Raw genomic sequence first — 237 nt, 5'->3', positions numbered from 1 at the left:
TGTCGGAAAAAGGAGCTCTCCATGGCCTTCACCCTGCCCCCGCTGCCCTACGCCTATGACGCGCTGGAGCCGGCCATCGACAAGGAGACGATGACCTTCCACCACGACAAGCACCACCAGACCTATGTCGACAACCTGAACAAGGCCGTCGATGCCGACGAAAACCTGAAGGGCAAGTCGCTGGAGGAAATCTTCACCAGCATCTCCACCGCGCCCAAGGCCGTGCGCAACAACGGC

At 60.8% G+C, this 237-nt stretch carries 1 protein-coding gene; it reads left to right on the top strand.

All coding sequences use genetic code 11. The annotated features are described in order from the left end of the window. Positions 1–21 precede the first annotated feature (21 nt). On the top strand, positions 22–237 hold a 216-nt coding region (locus tag CVH10_RS24280; protein ID WP_369336024.1), incomplete at its 3' end, for a superoxide dismutase.

The organism is Halomonas sp. ND22Bw (assembly GCF_003011945.1).
Classification (GTDB): domain Bacteria; phylum Pseudomonadota; class Gammaproteobacteria; order Pseudomonadales; family Halomonadaceae; genus Halomonas; species Halomonas halophila.
The sequence above is the reverse complement of the archived record's forward strand: the minus strand, read 5'-3'. Positions and strand labels throughout refer to the sequence as shown.